Raw genomic sequence first — 378 nt, forward strand, 5'->3', positions numbered from 1 at the left:
GGCGGTTTCTAGGGGTCGGCGCAACACTGCTGGTTAAGTGGTTTGCAGTAAATCACGTAAGCGCTCGGCTGGGGTGTCCCAGTCGAGCGTTTTGCGTGGGCGGCCGTTGAGTTGCTGGGCGACGTGTTCGAGGTCTTCGGGTCCGAATGCGCTGAGGTCGGTGCCTTTGGGGAAGTATTGGCGCAGCAGTCCGTTGGTGTTTTCGTTGGTGCCGCGCTGCCAGGGGCTGGCGGGATCGCAGAAGTAGACGGCCATGTCGGTGGCCATCGAGAACTGTTTGTGCCGTGCCATCTCGGCGCCTTGGTCCCAGGTCAGTGATCCACGCAGGTGGGCAGGCAAGGTGGAGATGGTGCTGATCAGGCCGTCGCGTACGGCTTC

The 378-nt window shown here is 62.2% G+C and carries 1 protein-coding gene; it reads right to left on the reverse strand.

Annotated elements, in window-relative coordinates:
- Positions 1–33: 33 nt before the first annotated feature.
- On the reverse strand, positions 34–378 hold a 345-nt coding region (locus tag AC5Y5V_RS31420), incomplete at its 5' end, for an IS30 family transposase (RefSeq protein WP_499942991.1).

Source organism: Mycobacterium sp. NGS68, assembly GCF_059812195.1.